Consider the following 18,172-nt stretch of genomic DNA (forward strand, 5'->3'; position numbering starts at 1 on the left):
GCTTTCACGAGTTAACTCGTGAAACCCGCACTTCCCACGTGAAGGAACACGTGGGAAGTACGGGTTTCGTGTGGCCAGTACGGCGCGCAGCGGCGCCGGCGGCTACTGCAGCGCCGGCGTGACCGCGGGGACCAGTCCGTCGAGCACCAGCGGACGCAGCACCAGCGACACCGCGCCCCCGTCCTGGGCCAGCACCGCCCCGGAGACCCGGGCGCGTTCGGCGGTGACCCGCAGCATCGCCGCGGCGGCGGGCAACGCCACCGATGACGCGCGGCCGGGCGCCACCTCCACCCGCTTCGAGGTCAGCCGACGACCGGCGGCGTCCCAGGTGCGCACCCGCGCCGTGCCGACGCCGTCCGCGCCGAGCACCAGCCGGGAGCCGCCCTCGGGCAGCACGATCCCCGACTCCTGCCACGACTGCGCGGCGACGGCGTGCGAGAGGTCGTCACCGACCACGGAGCGCAGCGTCGCGGTGACCGGGGCGCTGGACGTCACCAGCAGTCCCCGCGCCCCCGCCTCGACCTCGCGCGCCACGACCCCGTCGAGCTCGACGGTGGCCACGCTCTGCGGCGCCACCCGCACGTCCTCGACGCCGACCGGGGCGAACGAGCTCTCCTCGGTGAGCACCTTCACGCTGACGCGGACCTCGTCGTCGCCGGGGTTGGCCACCGCCAGGGTGCGCGCACCGGAGCCGCCGGGCAGGCCGAGCAGAAGGTTCGCAACGGCCGGCTCGCGCTGCGAGGCCAGCCAGTCCTCGCTGCGCACCCCGCCGCCGAGCTCGTCGATCTCGTCACGGACGTGGCCGGACAGCCGCCCGCGCGAGGTGAGCACCCGCAGCGCGAGCTCGTCGCGCTCGGGTACCACCGCGGCCAGGTCGAGGCTCACCGACGTGCCTCCGGGCACCGTCACCCCGCGCAGCGCGGGCACGTCCAGGACGCCGTTCTCTCCCAGGACCGTGATGTCGGCGACCGCCGGTCCCGCGTCGGGGTTGACCAACTCGAGCACCGACGCGTGGGCGGCGCCGGCGCCGAGGCCGGTGAACCACTGGGTCGGCTCGGGGGGCAGGCACTGGACCGCGGCCGCCCGCCCGCGCGCCGCCTCGACGCCGGCCAACAGACCCGGCGCCAGCTCGTCGGTGCCTCGCACGACCACCGGCTCGTCGATGTCGATGCGCGTGGTCGCCAGCCGCTTGCGCAGCAGCAGCGCGTCCCTCTCGCCGGGGCCGCGCAGCGCGACCTCCCCGGTCGCGCCCTCGACGTTGGCCACGCTGACCTGGTCGCCCGCGCCCAGCCCCGAGGGGCAGGCCAGCGCGGTGGCGGTCAACGGGGTGCGCGAGGGCTCCCGGTCCGCGTCGGCCGCGGAGTCGGGGCTCCGCACCAGCGTCAGGACCGCCACGGTGAGCACCGGCACCAGCACCGCCAGCACGGTGAGGGGGTGGATCCGACGACCGCCCCGGGCAGCCGCCCGGTGAGCGGAGTCCGGGTGGGTGGCCTCGGGTGGGAGGTGGTTCATCGCTTGTCCTTCCGGGTCGGTCCGCACAGCACGGCGACCACCAGCAGCGCCAGCCCCTGGAGGACGAGCAGCGCGGGCCGCAGCCACGAGTCGGAGCCCTGCACCGCATCGGTCGAGGGCTCCTCGGCGACCTCCCACGCCCGCGTCGAGCGATCCTCGGCGCTGGCCTGGACCAGGCCCTCGGACGCGTCCAGGGTGGCGGCGATCCGGCCGTCCGCGGGCGAGGGCAGTACGACGTACTCGATGCCGGAGTCCGCGAGCTCGTCGACCACCTCCGCGGTCGGTCGCGACGCCAGGTCCGTGACGGTGTCGGTGAACGCGGCGTCCTCGTCGGCGAGGGCGAGGATCTCGTCCTCCCCCAGCGTCGTCCCGTCCTCGCGCAGCACCCGGTAGGTCAGCCCGTCCTCGACGCTGCCGCGCACCACGAGGACCCCGTGCTCGGGGCCCCGCAGCGCGCTCTGACGCATGTAGACGGGGATGTCGGCCTCGGCGTCCTCGTCGAGGGCGTCGGGGGCCGACACCAGGAACCAGCCGAGCCCGCCCAGCGGCACGACCAGCGCGGCCACGGCCGCCACCAGCGCGCCGGCCCGGACCGCGCCGATGCGCAGCCTCGCACCGCCGGCGGGCTCGCGGGTCGCCCGCACCGCGCGCACCAGGTCCTGTCCGGCCAGCGACGCGGCGACGACCCCCGCGCCCTGCAGCACGACGACGAACAGCCCCAGGCTCGGGCCGGTGTCCGCGGTGGCCAGGTCCAGGCGCACCCGGCTGAGCAGGGCCGCGACGACGGCCGCGACCAGGGCGACGATCCAGCAGACCACCACCGCGGCCCTGGCCCGCCGGGCGAGCAGGGCGGCGACCGCCAGCACCCCGACCAGGGCGCCGAGCACCCACGGAGCACTCTGGTCGGCGGCGGCCCCGACCAGCAGCCGGAACCCGTCGATGTCGGCCACGGGAAGGCGCCCCGCCTCGAGCAGCAGGCCGGCCAACGACCCGGTGCCGAACAACGGCACCAGCCAGGGCAGCAGGAGCACCAGGACCACCAGCAGCGCCACCACGGGCGGCGCCCAGACCGACCGGTCGCGCATCGCGCGCGGGGCCAGCGCGAAGCCGGCTCCCAGCACCGCCAGGCACAGCAGCGCGGCGAAGGGCCAGGTCACCGGGGCGAAGGAGGCGGCCAGCGCCAGCAGCAGCCCGGTGCGCCACGCCGCTCGCCAGCGACGGTCGGCGTCGGGGTCGGCGAAGCCGAGGGCGGCGTGGGCCAGCCACGGCAGCACGACGGCGGTGACCACCGTGCCGAGCCGGCCCTCGCTCCACGCGCCGCTGGTGACCGGCACCAGGGCGTACGTCGCCGCGCCCCAGGCCAGCACCCACCGGGACGGCATCCGCGGGTCGACCAGCCGGGAGACCACCCGCAGGAACCGCCAGGCCCCCCACATCGCCATCGGGACGGCGCCCAGCATCAGCAGCGACACCACGGCGCCGGCGTGGCCGAGCAGCAGGGTGGCGCCGAGCGCGAGCGGCAGCAGGTACGGCGGGGCGGGCACGTCGGTGCCCAGGCCGAGCGGGTGCCAGGACTCCAGGTACAGCCGCCACCAGTCCCTGGCCCCGTCGGGAGCCGGGGAGAGCGCGCCACCGCCGATCGACCCGAGGGCCTCGCGGGCGCCCACCACGGCCAGCACCACGAAGAGCAGCACGCAGACCGCGAGCGGGTTGGTGAGGAACCGGGCGACCAGGCCGGAGTCCTCCTCCAGCATCTCCTCGTCGGCGCTGGGGGTGCGCGGGGCGCGGTGCTGCGCCGCCACCGGCGCCGGCCCCTCCGCCTCCAGCCTGGCGGCCCGCCGGCGCTCGGCCACGTCGGCGGCCTGGTGGGTGGCGGCGGCGGCGAGGTCGCTGACGAAGTCCAGCCCGTGCCGGTAGGGCAGCCAGCGCGGCGCCAGCAGCGGCTGGACCCGCTCCGGATCCGATCCCTGCAGCTCGCGGCGCGCGCGGCGGGCCTGGCGGATCTGGCCGGGCCGGCGATAGAGGGAGACCAGGGCGGCCAGCTCGTCGAGGGCCTCGCCGACCGAACGGACGAGCAGGAAGCCGACCATCCTCAGCAGCGTGCCCAGCGCGAGTCGCAGCGTGCGGAACGCCAGCGCCCGGCGCGGCGAGTTCGCCAGCAGCGTGAACAGGGCGGCGCGACGCTCGGCGTAGTGGGTGTGGCGCCCGGTCAGCGACGTGCGCCGTACGCCGCGGTGCGCGGCCTCGGCGTGGAAGACCACCGCCTGGGGCACGCAGACGGTGCGGTGCCCGGCGGCGGCGGCGCGCCAGCCGAAGTCGATGTCGTTGCCGAAGATCGGCAGCTGCTCGTCGAACCCGCCGAGCCGTTCGAGCACCGAGCGGCGCACCAGCATCCCGGCGGTGTTGACGGCGAGGACCTGGCGCACCTCGTCGTGCTGGCCCTGGTCGTACTCGCCGCGCTCGAGCCCGCTCTCGCGTCGTCCGGTCGCGGAGATCGTCACCCCGACCTCGAGCAGGCGGCGCAGCGAGGGCCACTCCCGCAGCTTCGGCCCGAGCACGTCGGCGGTCGGGTCGGCCTGCGCCGCGGCCAGCAGCGCCTCGAGGGCGCCGGGGTCGGGGGTGGAGTCGTCGTGCAGGAGCCAGATCCACTCCTCGGCACCGGCCCGCCCCTCGGCCGTGGAGTCGGCGTGGGCCAGCCCCAGCTCGACGGCGGCCGGGAACGAGGTGGAGCCGGGTGCCTGCACCAGGGCGCCGCCACCCAGGGCGGCGCGCAGCAGCTCGGGGCTCTCGTCCTTGCTGCCGGTGTCGACCGCGACCACGCGGTCGGGGCGGCGACGCTGGTCACGCACCCCGTCGAGGACCGTCGGCAGCCAGCGCGCACCGTCGTGGGCCACCAGGATCAGGGTGACGTGGGCGGGATGATTCTCGGCGTCACTCACGTCGGACCACCCTAGCCGCGCCCCTCAGAGGGGCGCGGCCGAGCCGTCGCCCCTGTGAGGGACGCGGCTCAGACAGCCTGCTTCTTCAGCTTGCGGCGCTCACGCTCGGACAGACCGCCCCAGATGCCGAAGCGCTCGTCGTTCATCAGCGCGTACTCGAGGCAGTCGTCGCGCACCTCGCAGGTCAGGCAGACCTTCTTGGCCTCCCTGGTGGATCCACCCTTCTCAGGGAAGAACGCCTCAGGATCCGTCTGCGCGCACAGCGCCCGGTCCTGCCAACCCATGTCCTCGGCGTCCCCGTCGAGGAGAAACAGTTCTCTCACGGCTTCCGCCCTTTCGACCCGGCCAGCCAAGGGACTGGCCCTCGGAAACCCCCGCTTGTCGTCCTCATGTGACGCCCCCCTCATCCCTGCGGCTGCGACTCGCAGTCAGAGACAATGAGAGCACGAGTGACACTGTTGGAATTACATGCCTGTCGGATACCGGAAGTCAAGCCCGCATCTGGTAATGGACAACCGGTCCAGGCCCCCCTGGACTCCACCGTGCCCCCTGTGCGGCAAGGTATCCGCATGCGCGAAATCACGGTCCTCTCCGGCGGCATGGGCGGCGCCCGGTTCCTGCAGGGCCTGCTCCACGGCATCCGCGAGGGCCGGCTCCCCGGGGTCGAGCCCGACGCCCGGGTCACGGTCGTGGCCAACACCGCCGACGACCTGTGGATGCACGGCCTCAAGGTCTGTCCCGACCTCGACACGGTGATGTACACGCTGGGCGACGGCATCGACCTCGAGCGTGGCTGGGGACGGCGCGAGGAGACCTGGAGCGTGCGCGAGGAGCTCGCGGCGTACGGCGTGGAGCCGACCTGGTTCGGGCTGGGCGACCGCGACGTGGCCACCCACCTGGTGCGCACCCAGATGCTCGAGGCCGGCTATCCCCTCTCCGCGGTCACCGAGGCGCTGTGCCGGCGCTGGCAGCCCGGGGTGCGGCTGCTGCCGATGACCGACGAGCGCGTCGAGACCCACGTCGCGATCGCCGACGCCGCCGAGCCCAGCGGCCGGCGCGTCGTGCACTTCCAGGAGTACTGGGTGCGGCTGCGCGCGGAGGTGCCGGCCGAGGCCGTCGTCTTCGTCGGGCTCGAGGCCACCCGTCCCGCGCCCGGGGTCGTCGAGGCGATCACCGGGGCGGACCTGGTGCTGGTGCCCCCGTCGAACCCGGTGGTCTCGGTGGGCACCATCCTGGGGGTTCCCGGGATCCGGGAGGCGCTGCTCGACACCAGCGCCCCCGTCGTCGGCCTGTCCCCCATCGTCGGCGGCACCCACGTGCGTGGCATGGCCCAGCAGATGCTGACCGCGATCGGCGTCGAGGTGTCGGCCGCCGCGGTGGCGCGCCACTACGGCGCCCGCTCGGCGGGCGGGGTGCTCGACGGCTGGCTCGTCGACGAGGCGGACGCCGCGGACGTCGCGTCGGTGGAGGCCGCGGGGATCGCGTGTCGCGCCGTCCCGCTGATGATGACCTCGCCCGAGGCGACCGCCACGATGGCGGCGGCCGCCGTCGCCCTCGCCGGCACCCGATGACGACCTCGGGCGGCCGCATCGAGGTCGTCGCGCCCGACGGGATCGGGGAGATCGAGCCGGGCGGCGACCTGGCCGCGGCCCTGCTCGCCGCGGTCGACCTGCGCGCGGGCGACGTCCTCGTCGTCACCAGCAAGGTCGTCTCGAAGGCCGAGGGCCGGGTGCGCGAGGGCGATCGCGACTCCGCGCTGGCCGAGGAGACGGTGCGGGTGGTGGCGCGCCGGGGCCCCACCAGCATCGTCCGGACCCGGCACGGGCTGACCATGGCCGCGGCCGGCATCGACGCCTCCAACGTGCGGGCCGGCTGGATCGTGCTGCTGCCGCTGGACCCCGACGCCTCGGCCCGCCGGCTGCGAGCGGAGATCCACAGCCGCACCGGGCTCAACGTGGGCGTGGTCGTCACCGACACCGCCGGGCGCGCCTGGCGCGAGGGCCAGACCGACATCGCCGTCGGCGCGGCCGGCCTGCGGGTCCTGGAGGACTTCGCCGGACGCGTCGACGCCTACGGGAACCCGCTGGCCGTCACCGCCCCGGCCGTCGCCGACGAGATCGCCGGTGCCGCGGAGCTCGCCCAGGGCAAGCTCGGCGCCCGGCCCTGCGCGGTCGTCCGCGGGCGGGACGACCTGGTGCTGCCGCCCACCGACGACGGCCCGGGCGCCGCGGCGCTGGTGCGCGCCGAGGGAGGCGACCTGTTCGGGTACGGCGCCCGCGAGGCGGTCGTGCGCGCGCTGGCCGGTCGCCCCGAAGACCGCCTGCCCTTCGGCAGTCCCGCTGCCGCCGGCGAGCTGGCGTCCGCGATCAGGCTGGTGCTCGGCCAGGAGGCGGCCCCGGTCGACGACCCCGCGCTCGACACCGCCGACCGGGCGGGGCTGCGAGTGGCGGGCGTGGGACCCGAAATGCGCCCGGTGCTGTCCGCGCTGGCCTTCGCACACGGCTGGTCCCTCGCCGTTGCGTCGGCCGCGGACCGGGCCGGCGCACCGGCGCTCGGCGAGGTCTTCCTGCAGCCGCTGGACAGCACTCCGTAGGATCCTCCCTCGTAGGTCCCCTCCGAGGAAGCTGGTTTTCGTGGTCAAGCCCGCCAAGAACGATCGTCGCGCCGTCGTCGACAAGATGCGCAACCAGCAGAAGCGCGCCGACCGGCGCCGCGGCTTCGCGATCGTCGGCGTCTGTGTCGGCATCGCCCTGCTCATCGTGGCCGCGGCCGCCTACAAGCCGCTCAAGGACCAGTGGGATCGCAAGAAGTTCGAGGAGAAGGACCTCGCCGCCATCGGCGCCTCCGCGACGACGTGCGACGAGGTCATCACCAAGCCGGCCGTCGGCCAGCAGGACCACGTCCCGGTCGGGACCGAGATCTCCTACGAGGACGCCCCGCCGGCCTTCGGCCAGCACTGGGACCAGTGGGACTCCATGGACCGCAAGATGTACACCCCCGACGACCGCCCCGGTCTGGGCCTGATGGTGCACAACCTCGAGCACGGCTTCACGATCCTCTGGTACGACGAGACGGCCGCCGCGGACGAGGAGACGATGGACACCATCACCGGCATCGCGACCAAGTTCGAGGGCACCAAGAACTTCCGCGACAAGTTCAAGGCCGTGCCGTGGACCAAGGAGGACGGCAAGCCGTTCCCCGAGGGCAAGCACATCGCGCTCACCCACTGGTCGATCGGCGGCGAGGGCGAGAGCCCCGACAGCGGCAAGCAGAAGGGCGTGTGGCAGTACTGCGCCGAGCCGAGCGGCGAGGCCCTGGAGAAGTTCATGCTCGACTACCCCTACCTGGACTCCCCCGAGCCCAACGCCGCCTGATCGGCGGCCTTGACCGGGCAGCCTGACCGGCGGTCTCGACCGAGGCAGCCGGGTCAGGTCAGGTCGTCGCGGCCCGCATGCTTGAGGGCCGCGACGACCGCCTTGACGTCCTGGGCGCGCTCGCGGGTGGTGACCAGCAGCGCGTCGGGGGTCTCCACGACCACCACGTCGTCGAGGCCCACCACGGCGATCGTGCGCGACCCGTCGGGGACCACCAGCCCGCTGGCGTCGACCGCGTGGACCAGCGCGCGCTCGCCGAGCACCGCGACCTCCTCGCCCGGTGCGCGCAGCAGCTCGTCGAGGGAGCGGAAGTCGCCGATGTCCTCCCAGCCGAAGGAACCCGCGACGACGGCGACCCGCCCGGCGGCGGCCGCGGGCTCGGCGACCGCGTGGTCCAGGGCGATCTTGGGCAGCCCTGGCCACCAGCGCGCCAGGGCGGCCTCCAGCGCCCGCTGCCCCTCCTCACCCGCGGTCGCGTCGGCGCTCCCCCGCACAGGCGCGGGCACAGGCGTAGACGCGGGCTGGTGGGCTGCCGCGGCCAGGGCGCGCAGGTCGGCGGCGAAGCCGGGATGCCACTGGGCCAGCAGGTCCAGCAGGACGGTGGGGCGCACCACGAACATGCCCGCGTTCCAGCGCCGCGTCCCCGAGGCCAGGTAGCCCGTGGCCACCTCCAGGGACGGCTTCTCGACGAAGCCGAGCGCCCGGGCGGCGTCGAGACCGGGCAGCGGGTCACCCACCTCGATGTAGCCGTAGCCGGTCGCCGGGTGCGTCGGCTCGATGCCCAGCGTCACCAGCCAGCCCTCGCGCGCGGCGCCGACCGCACGCCGTACGCACTGCTCGAAGAGCGCCGGGTCGGTGATCACGTGGTCGGCGGCGAACGAGCCCATCACTGCCTCGGGCGCCCGGAGCTCGAGCAGTGCGGCGGCCAGGCCGATCGCGGCCATCGAGTCGCGCGGGGAGGGCTCCGCGACGACCGCGTGCGCCGGGAGCGCGGGCAGCTGGGCGCGCACGGCCTCGCGGTGGGCGGCGCCCGTGACGACCAGGAAGCGGTCCTCGGCCAGCGGGGTCAGCCGGTCGACGGTGTCCTGGAGCAGGGAGCGCCCGCTGCCGGTGAGGTCGTGCAGGAACTTCGGCGCCCCGGCCCGGGAGAGCGGCCAGAGCCGGGTGCCCGCGCCGCCGGCGGGGATCACGGCCCAGAAGTCGTCGAGCGACGCGTCGTCCATCATGGGCCGAAGCGTAGACGTGGGCTCGCGCACGGGTGCCCCTAGGCTTGGCCGGTGACCTTCACCAGCACGCTCACCGCCCTGCTCCGCCGCGACCCCGGCCGTCCCCTCGTGACGTTCTACGACGACGCGAGCGGCGAGCGCGTCGAGCTCTCGGTGACGACGTACGCCAACTGGGTCGCGAAGACGGCGTCGCTGCTCAGCGAGGAGCTCGACCTGGAGCGCGGCGACCGGATGCTGCTCGACCTGCCCACGCACTGGCTGGGCACGGTCTTCCTGGGGGCCGCCTGGACGGTCGGGCTCGAGGTGGTCTGGGAGGGCTCCGCCGACGTGGTCGTGTGCGGCCCGGACTCGCTGGAGACCTGGGCCCCCACGGCCGCGCAGACCCCCGTCGTGGCGTGCTCGCTGCGGCCCCTCGGCGTCCGCTTCGCCGAGCCGGTGCCCGGCCCGGTGCTCGACTTCGGGATCGAGGTGTGGTCCCAGCCGGACGCGTTCGCCGCCGTGGACCCGCCGAGCGACGACGACCTCGCCGTGGCCGGGGCCGGCTGGGCCGCCCTGTGGGCGCGCGCTCGCGAGGCCGGGCTCGTCGAGGCCGGCGGCCGGCTGCTGAGCACCGCCAACCCGGCGTCCGCCGATGGCCTGCTCAGCTTCCTCAGCCCGCTGGCGCAGGCCGGCTCGGTGGTCCTCGTCGCCCACCCCGACCCCGCGCGCCGTACCGCGACGTACGACGCGGAGCGGGCCACCGCCCTCTACCCCGCCCCCTAACCCGCGCGCCCCCCGCGCTCCGGCGCCCGCGCGCCGGCGCCCCGCCAGCCCCCATGTAACGCGGGGTTATGCCCACTCCCGCAGCGTTATTTCGCTGTGGCAGTGGGCATAACCCCGCGTTACAGCCGGCGGTGGGCGTCCGGCGGTGGGCGGGTGGGCGGCGGGTCAGCCGGCCAGGTCGTAGCCGAGCAGCCCGTCGGCGAGGAAGCGCGGGGCCTCGAAGCCGCCCTGGCCGTTGTCGCGCAGCACCCAGAGGCGTCCGGTGCTGGACTCCCGCACGATCAGGCTGGACCGGCGGCTGAGCGTGACGTCGCGGGTCTCGATGACCCAGTCGTAGCCGGACAGGTTCACCTTGGCGAGCCGGTCGTCGGCCATCACGGCGGGGATCCGCTTGCCGAGCGCCAGCGTGGCGCCGCGGCCCGGGTAGACCCACCTCTTGGCACCGACGCGGCCCATCAGGTCGGGCAGGCCGTCGCCGGTCACGTCACCCACGGCGGCGAGCCCCTTGAGCTTGCCCATCCCCTTGGCCAGCAGCTTCGGCGGCGCGAACTGGCCGCCACCCTTGCCCAGCCGCAGGCTCATCGCACCCGACTCGGCGTGACGGCTCATCACATCGCCGATGCCGTCCTTGTTCCAGTCGCCCACGTTGAGGACCAGGTCGGCCGTGCCCAGCTTGAGGTTGGTCGGGACCGGCTCGCCGAGGTCGTACTCCCCCAGGTGGCGCAGCACCGTCAGTCGCGCCCCCTGCAGGCCGACCAGGTCGGGGGCGCTGTCACCGAGGACGTTCCCGCCACCGGTGACCGAGGAGAGCCCGGCGAACGAGCCGATCGGACCCAGCGGGTGGCCGAACGAGCCGCTGCCGGTCGAGGGCACCACGAAACCCAGCTGATCGCTGCGCCGACGCACGAAGAGGTCCGCGCGCCCGTCGCCGTTGTAGTCGCCGTAGCCGGCGATCACGTCGTAGCCGCCCCAACCGCTGCCGACGCGCACCCGCGCGGCCACGGTGCCGCCGGCGGCACCGGCGTGCATCCACAGGTTCCCCGAGCGGTCGCGGGCCAGCAGGTCGGGCCGCCCGTCGCCGGTCACGTCGCCGGTGGAGGTCACGTGGTTGTAGGCGTTCCACCCCTTGGTGAGCTGGCGGGCCGTGAAGCCGCCCTTGCCGCTGCCGGAGAACAGGAAGAGCCGCCCGTCCTTCTTGCGGCGTCCAACCAGGTCGTTGCGCCCGTTGCCGTCGAGGTCACCGACCGCGACGATCTGGTCGAAGCCGACGAAGAGCTTGCGCATCTGCTTGAGCCGCGTGGTGAACCGGCCGGCGCCGTTGCCGGCGTACGTCGTGGTGACCCGCGTCTTGCGGTTGATGGCGACCAGGTCGCTGCGTCCGTCGCGGTTGAGGTCGGGGCTGGTCACCACGAGGTGTCCGGCCCAGGCACCCGCACGGCGCATCGGCGCCGAGAACTTGAGCAGCCCGCGGGTCGGCAGGATCACGCCCTTCTTGCCCGTCGCGCTGCGCATCACGATGTCGGGGTGCGCGCTGCCGACCAGGTTCGAGTCCGGGGCCGGGTTGACGGTCACCGGGGTCTTCGGATCAGGCGTCGGCGTCGGCGTCGGAGTCGGCGTGGGCGTGGGCGTCGGAGTGGGCGTCGGAGTCGGGGTCGGGGTCGGGGTGGGCGCGTTGGTCTGGAGGCTGGCCGCCCGGGTCCGGATCGCACCGATCTTGGCGTAGAGGTAGCGGCCGGGGCAGGCGGTGGAGCCCGCGTCGCGGTGCCCGCTGATGGCCGCGAACGTGCCCGAGCCCACCTTCTGGCGCGCCGAGGAGGCGGAGACGCCGTGCAGGCCGAGCTTCCAGGCGAACAGGTCTCCGTAGGCGTTGACCATCGCCGCGGACGGCTGGACCAGCTCGAAGTTGCCGATCGCCGACATGGCGAACGCGTAGTCGTTGTAGCCGAGCGTGTGCGCCCCGACGACCGCCTTGGTGACGCCGCCGTAGCGTCCCTCCCAGATCCGCCCGAACCGGTCGACCAGGAAGTTGTAGCCCACGTCGCTCCAGCCGCGCGAGCGGGTGTGGTAGGCGTAGATGCTGCGGATGATGCCCGGCACCTCGGCCTGGGTGTAGTTGTTGGCGTTCACCGTGTGGTGCACGAAGCCGGCGGTGACCTTGCCGTAGCGCAGGGAGCCGTTGTCGCGCAGGCGCTCGTCGGCGCCCCACTGGGCGCGGGAGAAGATCTGGGGGCGGGCCGGCAGAGCGGCCGCCTGGAGCGCGATCGCCGGGTCCGCCGACTCGGCCGCGTCCGCGGGCTCCGGAGCCGAGGACGGCGCCGCGGAGGGGCTGGTGGACGGCGACACCGCGGCCGGCGCGCCGGCGCCGTACGCCGGCGTCTCGACCTCGGTGCCCTCGGCCTGGCCGGGCTCGATCACGGCCACCTTCATGTCCGCCGGCACCGCCGTACCGGCGTCGGTGCTCGCCCGGACCTGGACCTCGTCGACGTTGCCGACGAACAGCGGGTCGGTGCCGGGGCGGGCCTTCGCACCCTCGGTGGTGGACGGGTCAGGACCGTGCTCGTCGTGGTAGGCCAGCTCGGTCCACTCCGACCAACCGTCCGCCGTGCGGGTACGGGCCTGCACCGTGATGGTCTCGTCGTCGATCCGGTCTTGGCCGCTCCAGGTGACCCCGACCGCCCCGTAGCCGCTGACCCGCTCCGGCGCGCTGACGACCGCGTCGCCCGACTTGCCGCCCGGCTTGTCGCCTGGCTTGTCGCCGCTACCAGGGTTCTCCCCCTCGCCACCCTGGGGCGCCTCCCCCGCGCCGCCCTGGGGCGCCTCGCGGGGCGTCTGAGGCTCGGCGCCGCCCTGGCCGCGGCGCGCCGAGCCGGGGGCTGCCGGCGTCAGCCGGGTCTCGCGGACGACGGCGTCGACGGGAGCGGTCGGCACGACGGCCGTCTCCGGCTCGGCCCGATCCGCCACGGCCGCCGACCCGCTCGGCCCCTGGTGCACGACGTCCAGCGAGATGACGGTGGCTGCGGGCGCCAAGACCGCGAAGACGGCAGCCAGAGCCAGCGCTTGTTGGCAGGCAGTGACGTATCGGGCCTTGCTGGGACGCATCGTCTGCTACTCCAGTGCGGGGGAAGTGATTCACATGGGTAGCAAGTTTCACATCAGTCACACTGGTCACCGCAAGACTTCGCGAGTAACTACAAGAGTGTAATTTCCAGTCGACACGCCGACGGATTCGAAGTTTGTCAAACCGGGGCAGGTGATTGTGGGCTTTCCGACACCGTCTCGCCACCCCGACACGCCCGGGATCCCCCGCTGTCACCCCGGCCTGTCCCCGCGGACGAGGCAGGGTCAGCCGGCCAGCGACCGTTGAGAAGGAAAACTCACGAGCCCCCAGGCTCGGCCCGGCTGCGCAGGGGTCGCGTTTTCCTTCCGAACGGTCGCTGCTCCCCCACGCACACGAGTTCAGACGTCGTTGGCGAGCTCCTCGTCGGCGATCTCCTGGTCGGTGCCGGACGGGGCGTCGTACTTCAGGTAGTGGATGCCGGCGTCGACCTCGCCGTCGTAGGCGAGCCGGCCCTTCTCCAGCACCAGCACCCGGTCGCACATCTTGCGCACCGAGCCGGCGGCGTGGCTGACGTAGAAGAGGGTGCGACCGCTGTCGCGCACCTCCTGCATGCGCTGCATGCACTTCTCCTTGAAGGGCTTGTCGCCCACCGCGAGCACCTCGTCGGCCAGGAAGATGTCGGAGTCGACGTGGATCGCCACCGCGAAGCCCAGCCGGGCGAACATGCCCGAGCTGTAGTGGCCCACCGGCGAGTCCAGGTGCTTGCCCACGTCGGCGAACTCGACGATGTCGTCGAGCTTGCGCCGGGTCTCGGCCTCGGTCATGCCGAGGACCGCGGCGTTCAGGAAGATGTTCTCGCGACCGCTGAGCTGCGGGTGGAACCCCGCGCCGGTGGCGATCAGCCCGGCGATACGGCCCCGGGTGAGCACCGACCCCGAGTCGGGTCGCATGATCCCGTTGATGAGCTTGAGCAGCGTGCTCTTGCCCGACCCGTTGAGCCCCATCAGGCCGATCGACTCACCCTGCTCCACGGTGAAGGAGACGTGGTCGAGGGCCTGGAAGGTCTCGCTGAGCGGCTTGCCGCGCAGCGCCGCCACCGACATCTGCTTCAGCGTGCGGTGGTAGCGCAGGGTGAACGACTTGGAGACGTCCTCGACGACGATGGACCTGGTCATCTACAGACGCTCCGGGATCTTGTTCTCGAGCCGGGTGAAGACCAGCTGGGCCACGGCCAGCAGCACCACCGCGACCCCGAGGTGGGCGAAGCCGATCGCGAAGAGGTGGTCGGGCATGTGCTCGGCGATGGTGGCCGTCGGGTCGTCGGTGGTGCCGACCCAGAAGGCGCGCTGGAAGAGCAGCACGGCCTCGGCGATGGGGTTGAGCAGGTAGTAGTGCGCGAACTCCCCGAAGCGATCGGCCACCATGCTGTAGGGGTAGATCATCGGCACGCTGAAGGTGGTGAACTGGGTCAGCGTCGCCACCACGTTGCCGAAGTCGCGGAAGAACACGTTCGCCGCGCTGAACAGCAACCCCAGCGCGGTGCCGAGGACCGCGACCAGCGCGAAGCCGAGCACCGCCGCCGCCATCCCGGTCAGGTCCGGCGTCCAGCCCAACCACAGGCACAGGGAGACGAGCAGCACCAGCCCGGGGACCACGTGATAGGCCGAGACCAGGGTGGAGGCGACCGGGAACATCTCCCGGGGCACCGCCATCTTCTTCACGAAGCCCTTGTTCCGCACGATCGAGCGGGTCCCGGCCCCGAAGGTCTCGGTGAAGAAGTGCACCATCACCATGCCGGCGAACAGGTGGATCGCGAAGTTCTCGATCCCGCGATCCAGGATCACCGAGATCACGAAGTAGTACATCGCCAACCGGAACGCCGGCTGCAGGTAGGACCAGAACAGACCCAGGAACGAACCCTGGTAGCGCGCCGAGATCTCCCGGCGCACCAGCAGCTTGAGCAGGTAGCGGCGCCGGAACACCTCGAACAAGCCGCTGGTGGCAGACGGCGGGGCGAGGGGGGCGTCCACCACCCGCACCGCCTGCGCGTGCTCAGTCACCGAGTTGGTCCTCCCCCTCCGGGTCCATCCAGGGACGGAACGTCTCCTCCCAGGCCTGCGGAGAGGTCACCTCGTCGAGCGCGTCGCGGTACTCCTGCGCCAGTCGCGGCCACTCGCGGCGCAGCCGCTGGTGGATCAGGATCGTACGGCGCAGCAGGTCGCGGTAGCGCTCGGGATCACGCTGGTACAGCGCCGCGGAGGTGCCGTCGGGCATCGACACGATCGCCGAGTCGTAGCGCGCCAGGCGGTACCACTGCGCGTCCATGGCGGGGATCTCCGCCTCGGGGTGCTTGCGCGAGAGCGCACGCGGCCGCTTGAGCTGGCGCAGCGGGGCGACGCCGGCGGTGACCAGCAGCGCCCACCGCCCCGGCATCTCGGTGCCGTCCTTGCCCTTGCGGGGCGGCTTGGAGCGCCGGACCCGCGGGAACGCGTCCGGGTCGGCCTCGAGCTGGGCGTCGGTGAACTGCTTGCGGAAGGCGTTGATCTGCGGCAGCCGCACCGGCAGGTCGCGGTGCAGCGCGGCGGGCCCGGCCAGCACGTCCTCGAGCGCCTGGTGGCGCAGCTCGACGGTGGAGTACTGCATCGCGACCAGCTTGGCGATCTGGTGGTTGAGGCTCTCGCGCAGCATCCGCCCGCCGCGGTCGTACTGCGAGTGCAGCAGCGCCGCGATGAAGCGGTTGCGCTGGTGGAAGTAGGCCTGCCAGTCCAGCGCGTCGTTCTTGTCGGTCCACGGCACGTGCCACACCGCGGCACCGGGGAAGCTCACCGTCGGGTAGCCGGCCGCCTTGGCCCGCAGCCCGAACTCGCTGTCGTCCCACTTGATGAACAGCGGCAGCGACAGCCCGATCTCCTCGAGCACCACGGTCGGGATCAGGCACATGAACCAGCCGTTGAAGTCCACGTCGATGCGCTTGTGCAGCCACCGCGTCGAGCGCAGGTTGCGCGCGGCGAAGTCCCAGTCGGTGAAGACGCCCGGCGCGGACTGCCACCAGAAGCGCCACGGCTGGACGATCTCGCCGAAGCTGTGCAGCCGCGAGCGGGCGTAGAGGCTGAACATGTGACCGCCCACGATGGTGGGGCGGCGGGCGAGGTCGCCGAAGGTGACCGCGCGGATGATGCCCTCGGGCTCGCAGACGACGTCGTCGTCCATGCACATGACGTACGTCGCGGTGCCCTTGCGCAGCGTCTCCAGCTGCCCGCGGGCGTAGCCGCCGGACCCGCCGAGGTTGCCCTGCTCGATCACCCGCAGCTTGTCGCCCAGCGACTTCTCGACGCCGGGGAACAGCGGGCTGTCGGAGACCTTCTGGGTGCCCTGCTCCATCACGAGCACCTCGTCGAGCAGCTCGTGCACGCCCTCGTCGTCACCGATCTGGGTGAGCAGCTCGGCGCAGAAGTCGGGGCGGTTCATGGTGGTGATCGCGATGGCGACCGAGCCGGGCGTGGCCCGGTCCTCGGGAACCTCGGCGTCCCAGACCGCGCTGACCTCGGTGTCCTGGTCGCTGGCGACCACGTCGTACCAGTACCAGCCGCCGTCCACGAACGGCTTCAGCGGCAGGTCGAAGGAGAAGGTGGCGCTGTCCACGTCCTCGGTGCTGGCCTGGTCGACGCGCTGGGAGCGCCCGTTGGCGGTGGACTTGTAGACCACCACCGACGCGCCGCGGCCACTCAGCGACACCGTCAGGCGCACCTGGCTGACCACCGACCAGCGCCGCCAGTAGCCGGCCGGGAAGGCGTTGAAGTAGGTGCCGAAGGAGAGCTTCGCCCCCGAGAGGATCCGCACCGTGTGGCGCCCGACGATCTGGTCGGGGTGGATGCTGTCGCCGCTCGAGGCGGACTGGCGCATGGCGGCCGCGTGCAGCGCCCGGGCGTTGCGGTTGGTGCCGATCTCGTACTTGTCGGCGTCCAGGGACACCGGCTGGGTGTCCACGTAGAGCGGCAGGACGTCGAGGTCCCGGTCCGCCGGCAGCACCTGGCGCATCAGCACCCGGCGCGGGCCGGTGCCCGTCGCCTGGCTCTGCAGGGTCCCGGTCGCGATCTCTGTGGTGCTCATTCGTCCACTCCCCCACTGGTCAACGGCGCACCCTCGGCGAAGTGCGGCTTGAGCTTGTTCTCGAACATGGACAGCGCCGAGCCGATCGCCATGTGCATGTCGAGGTACTTGTAGGTGCCGAGCCGGCCGCCGAAGAGCACCATCTCCTCCTTCTTGGCCAGCTCGCGGTACTTGAGCAGCTTGGCCCGGTCCTCCGCGGTGTTCACCGGGTAGTAGGGCTCGTCGCCCTCCTCGGCGAAGCGCGAGTACTCGTGCACGACGATCGTCTTGCCCGGCAGGTAGGTGCGCTCGGGGTGGAGGTGCTTGAACTCCAGGACCCGGGTCCAGGGCACGTCCTCGTCGTTGGCGTTGACGACCCCGGTGCCCTGGTAGTCGTCGACGTCGACGGTCTCGGCCTCCAGGTCGATGGTGCGCCACGACAGCCGGCCCTCGCGGTTGTCGAAGTACTCGTCGACCGGGCCGGTGTAGACGATCGGGACCCTGCCGCGGTAGTCGTCGGCGACGTCGAAGAAGTCGGTCTCCAGGCGCACCTCGATGTTCGGGTGGTCCGCCATCGCGTCGAGCCAGGCGGTGTACCCGTCGACCGGCAGGCCCTCGTACTTGTCGTTGAAGTAGCGGTTGTCGAAGTTGTAGCGCACCGGCAGCCGCGTGATGATGTCGGCCGACAGCTCCTTGGGGTCGGTCTGCCACTGCTTCGCGGTGTACCCCTTCACGAACGCCTCGTAGAGCGGGCGCCCGATCAGGGAGATCGCCTTCTCCTCGAGGTTCGTCGCCTCGGCGGTGGCGATCTCGCTGGCCTGCTCGGCGATCAGCGCACGCGCCTCGTCGGGCGTGTGGGAGCGGCCGAAGAACTGGTTGATCAGCGCCAGGTTCATCGGGAAGGAGTAGACCTGTCCCTGGTACTTCGCGAACACCCGGTGCTGGTAGTCGGTGAAGTCGGTGAACCGGTTCACGTAGGCCCACACCTTCTCGTTGGAGGTGTGGAACAGGTGAGTGCCGTACTTGTGCACCTCGATCCCGGTCTCGGGGTCGATCTCGCTGTAGGCGTTGCCACCGAGGTGGGCACGACGCTCGAGCACCAGGACCTTGAGTCCCAGCTCATCGGCACAGCGCTCGGCGATGGTCAGACCGAAGAATCCGGAGCCGACGACGACGAGGTCGGGCAGGGGCGGGTTGCCGGGGTCAGTCAAG

At 72.8% G+C, this 18,172-nt stretch carries 13 protein-coding genes; 4 read left to right on the top strand and 9 right to left on the bottom strand.

Annotated elements, in window-relative coordinates:
• Nucleotides 1-102: 102 nt before the first annotated feature.
• The 3 genes from AC6EH9_RS11785 to AC6EH9_RS11795 form a co-directional block, all read right to left on the bottom strand.
• A complete protein-coding gene (locus AC6EH9_RS11785; protein ID WP_498423335.1) occupies nucleotides 103-1,512 on the bottom strand; it encodes a DUF5719 family protein in 1,410 nt (469 codons plus the stop codon).
• Nucleotides 1,509-4,451, bottom strand: a complete 2,943-nt coding sequence (locus AC6EH9_RS11790) for a glycosyltransferase family 2 protein (protein ID WP_498423336.1) — start codon at nucleotides 4,449-4,451, stop codon at nucleotides 1,509-1,511. The genes AC6EH9_RS11785 and AC6EH9_RS11790 overlap by 4 nt, the downstream gene beginning before the upstream one ends.
• A 68-nt stretch (nucleotides 4,452-4,519) precedes the next feature.
• Nucleotides 4,520-4,735: a WhiB family transcriptional regulator gene (locus AC6EH9_RS11795; RefSeq protein WP_498423523.1), complete on the bottom strand. Its 216-nt coding sequence runs from the start codon at nucleotides 4,733-4,735 to the stop codon at nucleotides 4,520-4,522.
• 285 nt (nucleotides 4,736-5,020) lie between these two features.
• On the opposite strand from AC6EH9_RS11795, the gene cofD reads away from it, so the two are divergent.
• The 3 genes from cofD to AC6EH9_RS11810 are packed head-to-tail and all read left to right on the top strand — an operon-like array spanning nucleotide 5,021 to nucleotide 7,825.
• Nucleotides 5,021-6,022 (top strand): 2-phospho-L-lactate transferase, encoded by a 1,002-nt coding sequence (gene cofD / locus AC6EH9_RS11800; RefSeq protein WP_498423338.1) that lies wholly within the window; start codon nucleotides 5,021-5,023, stop codon nucleotides 6,020-6,022.
• Nucleotides 6,019-7,044 carry a coenzyme F420-0:L-glutamate ligase gene (gene cofE / locus AC6EH9_RS11805; RefSeq protein ID WP_498423340.1) on the top strand — a complete coding sequence of 342 codons (1,026 nt, stop codon included), beginning with the start codon at nucleotides 6,019-6,021 and terminating at the stop codon, nucleotides 7,042-7,044. Before cofD ends, cofE begins: the two co-directional genes overlap by 4 nt.
• A 40-nt stretch (nucleotides 7,045-7,084) precedes the next feature.
• The gene (locus AC6EH9_RS11810; protein ID WP_498423342.1) at nucleotides 7,085-7,825 is read left to right on the top strand and encodes a DUF3105 domain-containing protein; all 741 of its coding nucleotides are present in this window, start codon (nucleotides 7,085-7,087) and stop codon (nucleotides 7,823-7,825) included.
• 53 nt (nucleotides 7,826-7,878) lie between these two features.
• On the opposite strand, the gene AC6EH9_RS11815 is transcribed toward AC6EH9_RS11810, so the two are convergent.
• Entirely contained in the window at nucleotides 7,879-9,051 is a 1,173-nt protein-coding gene (locus AC6EH9_RS11815) for a mannose-1-phosphate guanylyltransferase (RefSeq protein WP_498423344.1), read from the bottom strand.
• 51 nt (nucleotides 9,052-9,102) lie between these two features.
• On the opposite strand from AC6EH9_RS11815, the gene AC6EH9_RS11820 reads away from it, so the two are divergent.
• Nucleotides 9,103-9,813, top strand: coding sequence for a TIGR03089 family protein (locus tag AC6EH9_RS11820; protein WP_498423346.1), 711 nt, complete (start codon nucleotides 9,103-9,105; stop codon nucleotides 9,811-9,813).
• A 165-nt stretch (nucleotides 9,814-9,978) separates the two neighbouring features.
• Here AC6EH9_RS11820 and AC6EH9_RS11825 read toward each other — a convergent pair whose 3' ends face one another.
• The 5 genes from AC6EH9_RS11825 to glf form a co-directional block, all read right to left on the bottom strand.
• Nucleotides 9,979-12,912 (bottom strand): FG-GAP-like repeat-containing protein, encoded by a 2,934-nt coding sequence (locus tag AC6EH9_RS11825; RefSeq protein ID WP_498423348.1) that lies wholly within the window; start codon nucleotides 12,910-12,912, stop codon nucleotides 9,979-9,981.
• A gap of 357 nt (nucleotides 12,913-13,269) precedes the next feature.
• On the bottom strand, nucleotides 13,270-14,046 hold the full coding sequence (locus AC6EH9_RS11830) for an ABC transporter ATP-binding protein (protein WP_498423350.1): 777 nt from the start codon (nucleotides 14,044-14,046) through the stop codon (nucleotides 13,270-13,272).
• Entirely contained in the window at nucleotides 14,047-14,931 is an 885-nt protein-coding gene (locus tag AC6EH9_RS11835; RefSeq protein WP_498423352.1) for an ABC transporter permease, read from the bottom strand.
• Nucleotides 14,924-16,981 (bottom strand): glycosyltransferase, encoded by a 2,058-nt coding sequence (locus AC6EH9_RS11840; protein WP_498423354.1) that lies wholly within the window; start codon nucleotides 16,979-16,981, stop codon nucleotides 14,924-14,926. Before AC6EH9_RS11840 ends, AC6EH9_RS11835 begins: the two co-directional genes overlap by 8 nt.
• Nucleotides 16,978-18,171 carry a UDP-galactopyranose mutase gene (gene glf, locus AC6EH9_RS11845; RefSeq protein ID WP_498423356.1) on the bottom strand — a complete coding sequence of 398 codons (1,194 nt, stop codon included), beginning with the start codon at nucleotides 18,169-18,171 and terminating at the stop codon, nucleotides 16,978-16,980. The genes AC6EH9_RS11840 and glf overlap by 4 nt, the downstream gene beginning before the upstream one ends.
• Nucleotide 18,172: the final 1 nt, after the last annotated feature.

This window comes from Nocardioides sp. Z21_20 (genome assembly GCF_059766585.1).

What these genes read in the sequence shown, in the direction of transcription:
- AC6EH9_RS11785 (WP_498423335.1), bottom strand. Translation starts at nt 1,512, where the DNA reads ATGAACCACCTCCCACCCGAGGCCACCCACCCGGACTCCGCTCACCGG.
- AC6EH9_RS11795 (WP_498423523.1), bottom strand. Translation starts at nt 4,735, where the DNA reads ATGGGTTGGCAGGACCGGGCGCTGTGCGCGCAGACGGATCCTGAGGCG.
- cofD (WP_498423338.1), top strand. Translation starts at nt 5,021, where the DNA reads ATGCGCGAAATCACGGTCCTCTCCGGCGGCATGGGCGGCGCCCGGTTC.
- cofE (WP_498423340.1), top strand. Translation starts at nt 6,019, where the DNA reads ATGACGACCTCGGGCGGCCGCATCGAGGTCGTCGCGCCCGACGGGATC.
- AC6EH9_RS11815 (WP_498423344.1), bottom strand. Translation starts at nt 9,051, where the DNA reads ATGATGGACGACGCGTCGCTCGACGACTTCTGGGCCGTGATCCCCGCC.
- AC6EH9_RS11825 (WP_498423348.1), bottom strand. Translation starts at nt 12,912, where the DNA reads ATGCGTCCCAGCAAGGCCCGATACGTCACTGCCTGCCAACAAGCGCTG.
- AC6EH9_RS11830 (WP_498423350.1), bottom strand. Translation starts at nt 14,046, where the DNA reads ATGACCAGGTCCATCGTCGTCGAGGACGTCTCCAAGTCGTTCACCCTG.
- AC6EH9_RS11840 (WP_498423354.1), bottom strand. Translation starts at nt 16,981, where the DNA reads ATGAGCACCACAGAGATCGCGACCGGGACCCTGCAGAGCCAGGCGACG.